General features: G+C 74.3%; 7 protein-coding genes. 2 read left to right on the forward strand and 5 right to left on the reverse strand.

What is annotated here, in order from left to right:
- Positions 1-143: 143 nt before the first annotated feature.
- Together ACFVGO_RS03985 and ACFVGO_RS03990 are read right to left on the reverse strand one after the other, a co-directional pair.
- A complete protein-coding gene (locus tag ACFVGO_RS03985; protein WP_188303232.1) occupies positions 144-410 on the reverse strand; it encodes a metal-sensitive transcriptional regulator in 267 nt (88 codons plus the stop codon).
- Positions 411-620: 210 nt separating this feature from the next.
- The gene (locus ACFVGO_RS03990; protein ID WP_359914748.1) at positions 621-968 is read right to left on the reverse strand and encodes a PRC-barrel domain-containing protein; all 348 of its coding nucleotides are present in this window, start codon (positions 966-968) and stop codon (positions 621-623) included.
- Positions 969-1,263: 295 nt separating this feature from the next.
- On the opposite strand from ACFVGO_RS03990, the gene ACFVGO_RS03995 reads away from it, so the two are divergent.
- Positions 1,264-2,079 (forward strand): SAM-dependent methyltransferase, encoded by an 816-nt coding sequence (locus tag ACFVGO_RS03995; protein ID WP_380630796.1) that lies wholly within the window; start codon positions 1,264-1,266, stop codon positions 2,077-2,079.
- A gap of 192 nt (positions 2,080-2,271) precedes the next feature.
- On the forward strand, positions 2,272-2,739 hold the full coding sequence (locus ACFVGO_RS04000) for a GNAT family N-acetyltransferase (RefSeq protein ID WP_380357378.1): 468 nt from the start codon (positions 2,272-2,274) through the stop codon (positions 2,737-2,739).
- A gap of 28 nt (positions 2,740-2,767) precedes the next feature.
- On the opposite strand, the gene ACFVGO_RS04005 is transcribed toward ACFVGO_RS04000, so the two are convergent.
- From ACFVGO_RS04005 to ACFVGO_RS04015, 3 genes are all read right to left on the reverse strand, one after another.
- Positions 2,768-3,445: a response regulator transcription factor gene (locus tag ACFVGO_RS04005; RefSeq protein WP_359914739.1), complete on the reverse strand. Its 678-nt coding sequence runs from the start codon at positions 3,443-3,445 to the stop codon at positions 2,768-2,770.
- Complete coding sequence (locus ACFVGO_RS04010) at positions 3,442-4,803, reverse strand: histidine kinase (RefSeq protein ID WP_359914736.1); 1,362 nt, start codon at positions 4,801-4,803, stop codon at positions 3,442-3,444. Before ACFVGO_RS04010 ends, ACFVGO_RS04005 begins: the two co-directional genes overlap by 4 nt.
- Before the next feature lie 222 nt (positions 4,804-5,025).
- The coding region (locus ACFVGO_RS04015) for an MMPL family transporter (RefSeq protein ID WP_380630791.1) at positions 5,026-5,556 on the reverse strand (531 nt) is incomplete at its 5' end.

Raw genomic sequence — 5,556 nt, forward strand, 5'->3', positions numbered from 1 at the left:
ACGGACGCGGAAAAGGGACGGGGGGGGGGGGGGGGCGGGGGGGGCGTTGTTGGGGACACACCGGAGGACGGAAAGGGGGGCCCCCGTTACCCTCCCCCACCGCGACCCCCGTCGGGCCGTGCTCCCGAGGCGCGGAGCGCCGGTCAGGCCAGGGCGAGGAAGAGCTTCTCCAGCTCGGCCTCGCTCATCGGCGCGGCATCCTCGTCCGCGGCGGCCATGCACTGGCGCATGCCGCTCGCGACGATCTTGAACCCGGCCCGGTCGAGCGCGCGCGAAACGGCGGCGAGCTGGGTGACCACGTCCTTGCAGTCCCGGCCCGCCTCGATCATCGCGATCACCCCGGCCAACTGGCCCTGCGCGCGACGCAGCCGGTTCAGGACCGCGCCGACCGCCTCCTCGTCCACCTGCATGTCGGGCCGCCTTTCACATCGACTGTCGATGGACAAGTGTACCCGGCGGGGTATTCATTCCCGGGTGGCGAACGTCGTACCCGACCCGCCCGCGCCGGACGCGGGTCGGCGGCAGGGGCGGGCACGGGTCGGCGGCACAGGCGGGCGGCACGGGCGGGCGGCACGGGCGGGCACGGGCGGGCACGGGCGGGCGGCAGGCCAGGGCGCGGTTCAGCGGCGGGCCAGGCGGCGTTCCCCGCCCGCGCCGGTCGCGTACGGAAGCTCGTAGTGCGCGAACACGGCGGGCTCGTCCTCGACGGGCAGCACGTCGTCGGTGCCGATCGCCGGCGCCTGCTTGACGAGGTTGCGCGGGTACGCCACCCGGAGGTAGTCCGGGCCGGCCACCGCACCCTCCAGCGGGACGAACACCAGGCGGCGCCGACCGGCGAACCCGACCGTGACGGTGGCGAAGAACGGCTCGTCGCTGGCCGTCTCCACGTAGACCGACTCCAGCGAACCGATGCGGTGGCTCTTCTCGTCGACCACGGCGTGGCCGCGCCACTCGCGGATGTCCGCCATCGCGATGCCCACGGTCCGACCTCCCGTCCCCGGCTGTTCCCCCGCCCCGGTCTCCCATCCTGCTCCGGGAGCGGCCGGGACGCGCGGCGAGGCCATGAGCCCCCGGCCCGACGAAAGGGACATACGGGGGTGACCCGGCCAACCGCCACGGGCGCCGTGACCTGGGCTTTAGGCTGTCCGGCAGCAGGACCGCGAGTGGATCGTCAGCGGTGTCAGCGGTGTCAGCGGTGTCAGTGCTGTCAGTGGTGTCAGTGGTGTCCGGGCGAAGGGGGCGGCAGCCGTGGGGTACGAGAACATGTGGGAGTCCGGCGGGGCCGGGATCGCGGCCGACCTGCGGCCCGACGTGCCGCATCCGGCCCGGATGTACGACTACTACCTCGGCGGCAAGGACAACTTCCCCGCCGACCGCGCCGCCGCCGAGAAGGCGCTCGCCGCCAACCCGGAGTTCCGCTCCACCGCCCGCGCCAACCGCGCCTTCCTCACCCGCGCGGTGCGGTGCGTCGCCGACCTCGGCATCGACCAGTTCCTCGACATCGGCACCGGCATCCCCACGGCCGGGAACACCCACGAGATCGCCCGGACGGCCAGGCCCGGCGCCCGGGTCGTCTACGTGGACAACGACCCGATCGTGCTCAGCCACGCCCGGGCCCTGATGGCCGGCTCGGGCGCCGGCCGCACCACCGTCATCCAGGCCGACCTGCGCGAGCCCGGCGACCTGCTGGACGCCGTCCGGGCCGTGGAACTGCTCGACTTCTCCCGCCCGGTCGGGCTCGTCCTCGCCGCGGTCCTCCACTTCCTGCGGGACGAGGACCAGCCCCACCGGGTGCTCGCAGCGCTGCTGGACACCCTGCCCTCCGGCAGCCACCTGGTCCTCTCGCACGGCACCGCCGACTTCATCCCGTCCGCGACGCGCGTCCGGGTCACCGGCGTCTACGACAGGGCCACCGCTCCCCTCGTCGGCCGCTCCCGCGAGGAGGTCCGGGCCTTCTTCGACGGCCTCGACCTCCTCGAACCCGGCGTCACCACCGTCCCCCTCTGGCGCCCCGACACCACCCCCGAGCCCGGCGCCGACCGCGTCAGCATGTACGGCGCGGTGGCCCGCAAGCCCTGAGACCCGGGCCGGTCGGCCGGTGCCGGCAAGATCCGGCTGTCGGCCCCGTGCGATCGCGCGCGAACGGGCTGACGTGCCCCGGGGCAGGCGGCCCGTACCGCCTTGAGCGGAGCGGGCCGGCCTGGAACGATGGGCAGTTCGGATACGTCAGGTACCGCGACTCGGGGAGAGCCGCGCGATCGGGGAGGCCGTGTGATCATCGCCCGCGAGGTGGAGTTCGACCGCGACGAGGTGTTCGAGCTGTACGACGCGGTGGAGTGGGAGGGCTACACCAGCGACGTCGACAAACTGATGCGCGGCCTGGCCAACTCCCACCTGGTCGTGACCGCGCGCGGCGAGTCGGGGGAACTGCTCGGGCTGGCCCGCACCATCTCGGACGACGAGGCGGTCTGCTATGTCCAGGACGTCCTGGTGCACCCGCGCCACCACCGCGAGGGCGTGGGCCGTGCGCTGATGGAGCACCTGATGGACCGCTACGCGCACTGCCGCTTCTTCCTGCTCTCCACCGACCACGAGTCCACCCCGGAGGGTGTGCGGAACCACGCCTTCTACCGCTCGCTGGGCTTCCTCTCCTACGAGGAGAAGGAGATGTCCGCCTTCGGGCTCCCCCGTGTCCGCGCTCCGAGGGCGGGTGCGGGGGCGGGGCGGCCCACTGCCTGACCCCGGCCCCGCCGCGCCCACCGCACGCTCAGACCGGGCGGCCGGGCGGGACCAGGCCGGTCTGGTAGGCGATGGCGACGAGCTGGGCCCGGTCCCGGGCGTCGAGCTTGGACATCGCCCGGTGGACGTGGGTGCGGACGGTGAACGGGCTGACGAACATCCGCTCGGCGATCTCCTCGTTGGTGAGGCCGGTGGCGGCCATCGACATCACCTCGCGCTCACGGGCGGTGAGGACGGCCAGCCGCTCGCTCGCGGGGGTGGCGGACGCCGGCTCGGGCTGGGCCAGGAACTGGTCGATCACGGCCCGGGTGGCGGCGGGCGAGAGCAGCGCCTCGCCCGCCGCGACGGTGCGCACGGCGGCGAGCAGTTCCTTGGGGTCGGCGCCCTTGCCGAGGAATCCACCGGCGCCCGCGCGCAGCGCCTGGGCCACGTACTCGTCGATCTCGAAAGTGGTGAGGATGAGCACCCGGGTGCCGGACAGCTCCTCGTCGCCGCAGATCTCGGCGGTGGCACCGAGACCGTCGACGCCGGGCATCCGGATGTCCATCAGCACGATGTCGGGCTTGGTGGCCCGGGCGAGCGCGACGGCCTCCCGGCCGTCGGCGGCCTCGCCGACCACCTCCATGTCCTCCTCCGCCTCGATCAGCAGGCGGAAGGCGCCGCGCAGCAGGGCCTGGTCGTCGGCGAGCAGTACCCGGATGGTCATGCGTGGTCCCTGTCCTCTCGGAGCGCGCCGTCCGCTCGGGCGGCGTGCTCCTGTCGTTCGGCCGGTGTCGGGCGATCGGTACGGGTGGTGCGCGCGGCCCGGGCGGCCCGGGCGACGTCGGCGGCGGTGAAGGCGCCCGCGGACTCGGGGCCGTCGTCGCGGGCGCCGGTGCGCAGCGGCAGTTCGGCGGTGACAAGGAAGCCCCCGTCGGGCCGCCGGTCGGCACTGAGCCGGCCGCCGACCGCCCCGGCCCGCTCGCGCATGCCGATCAGACCGAAGCCGCCCTCGCTGGGCGGGTGCTGGGGCAGCGACACCGCGCGGCGGCGGCCGGTCGCGGTCGGTCGGCCGTTGGCGACGCTGACCGCGACCCGGCTGCCGCTGTAGGCGAGGGTGATCTCGGCGTCGGCGCCGTGAGCGTGCTTGGCCACGTTGGTCAGCGACTCCTGGACGATCCGGAAGGCGGTGAGGTCCACGCCGGGCGACAGCGGGCGGGCCTCGCCCTCGACGGAGAGCCGGATCGGCAGGCCGGCCCGCTCGAAGGTGGTGATCAGTTCGGGCAGCCGGTCGAGGCCCGGGGCGGGTTCGAGCGGGGCGCGGTCCTCGGCGCGGCGCAGCAGGCCGACGGTGGCGCGCAGTTCCTGGAGGGCCGAGCCGGTGGCGTCGGTGATGTGGCTGAGCACCTCCCGGGCCTGGACGGGGTGGTTGTCCATGAGGTGGACGGCGATGGCGGCCTGGGCGTTGGCGAGGGCGATGTGGTGGGCGACGACGTCGTGGAGGTCGCGGGCGATCCTGATCCGCTCGTCCGCGACCCGCCGACGGGCCTCCTCCTCGCGGGTGCGCTCGGCGCGTTCGGCACGCTCCTCGATGGCGGCGAGGTGGGCGCGGCGGTTGCGGATCGAGTCGCCGAGGGCGCCGGGAAGCAGGGCCCAGGCGAGCACGCCGAGCCGTTCGCTGACCGGCCCGCCGGGGCCGAACAGCAGGGCGATCCCGGTGAGCAGGACGGCGGCGGCGACCGAGGCGCGCAGCGCGGTGGCGCGGTCGGTGCGGATGGCGAGGAAGTAGAGCGCGAGCAGCAGCGGGGTGGCCAGGGTCGGGGTGAGCCGGGGGCTGACCATGGCGAGCAGCATCGTGCAGAGCAGCGTGACGGCGACCACCGCACGCGGGTGGCGGCGGTGGGCGAGCACGGTGACGGCGGAGACCAGCGCGATGACGAAGGTGGGCGCGGCGAACGGGGTGAAGCGGCCGCCGGTCTGGTCGATGGTGGCGCCGAGGGCGGTGACCGTGATCATGGCCGTGCCGCCGGCGACGTCGAGCAGCCGCGGATGGTCGCGGCGCAGGCGCTGCCAGAAGTCGCTCATGCTCGTGCTCTCCGGTCGGGGACGCTGGCCACGCCCGCAACCGGGCAGCCTGGGTTCGAGCCGCGCCGATCCCGATCGGGGGCGCGGCGGGACGCGGCGGGGGCCTCCGCACGCGCGGTGGCCCCGACAGCAACGGTAACGGTTGGGCTCGAACCGGTGTCCGAGCGGTGGGGCGCCGGCCCGGCCCCGCTCGGTGTCGGGGCGGGGCCGGGCGGCAGTGCCCTAGACGGTGACCGACTCCCGGGCCGGAGCCTGCTCGGGGGCGGGGGTCTCCAGCTTGCTGCCCTCGACGTCCACGTCCGGTATCAGGCGGTCGAGCCAGCGCGGCAGCCACCAGGCGCGGCGGCCGAGCAGGGCGAGGACGGCCGGGACGACGGTCATCCGGACGATGAAGGCGTCGAAGGCGACGGCCGCGGCGAGGCCCAGACCCATCATCTTGATCATCGGCTCGCTCATCCCGATGAAGCCGGCGAAGACGGCGATCATGATGAACGCGGCGGCGGTGACCACCCGGGCGTTGTGCCGGAAGCCGGTGACGATCGCCTCGCCGGGCTCCTCGCCGTGGACGTAGCCCTCGCGGATGCGGGTGACCAGGAACACCTCGTAGTCCATGGCGAGGCCGAAGACCACACCGATCATGAAGATCGGCATCATGCTCATCACCGGGCCGGTCTGCTCCACGCCGATCAGCTGGGCCAGCCAGCCCCACTGGAAGACCGCGACCACGGCGCCGAGCGCGGCGACCACCGACAG

It is taken from the genome of Kitasatospora sp. NPDC057738 (assembly GCF_042798815.1).
In the GTDB taxonomy this organism is placed as follows: Bacteria; Actinomycetota; Actinomycetes; order Streptomycetales; family Streptomycetaceae; genus Kitasatospora; species Kitasatospora lactacystinica.

What these genes read in the sequence shown, in the direction of transcription:
- ACFVGO_RS03985 (WP_188303232.1), bottom strand. Translation starts at nt 410, where the DNA reads ATGCAGGTGGACGAGGAGGCGGTCGGCGCGGTCCTGAACCGGCTGCGT.
- ACFVGO_RS03990 (WP_359914748.1), bottom strand. Translation starts at nt 968, where the DNA reads ATGGCGGACATCCGCGAGTGGCGCGGCCACGCCGTGGTCGACGAGAAG.
- ACFVGO_RS03995 (WP_380630796.1), top strand. Translation starts at nt 1,264, where the DNA reads ATGTGGGAGTCCGGCGGGGCCGGGATCGCGGCCGACCTGCGGCCCGAC.
- ACFVGO_RS04005 (WP_359914739.1), bottom strand. Translation starts at nt 3,445, where the DNA reads ATGACCATCCGGGTACTGCTCGCCGACGACCAGGCCCTGCTGCGCGGC.
- ACFVGO_RS04010 (WP_359914736.1), bottom strand. Translation starts at nt 4,803, where the DNA reads ATGAGCGACTTCTGGCAGCGCCTGCGCCGCGACCATCCGCGGCTGCTC.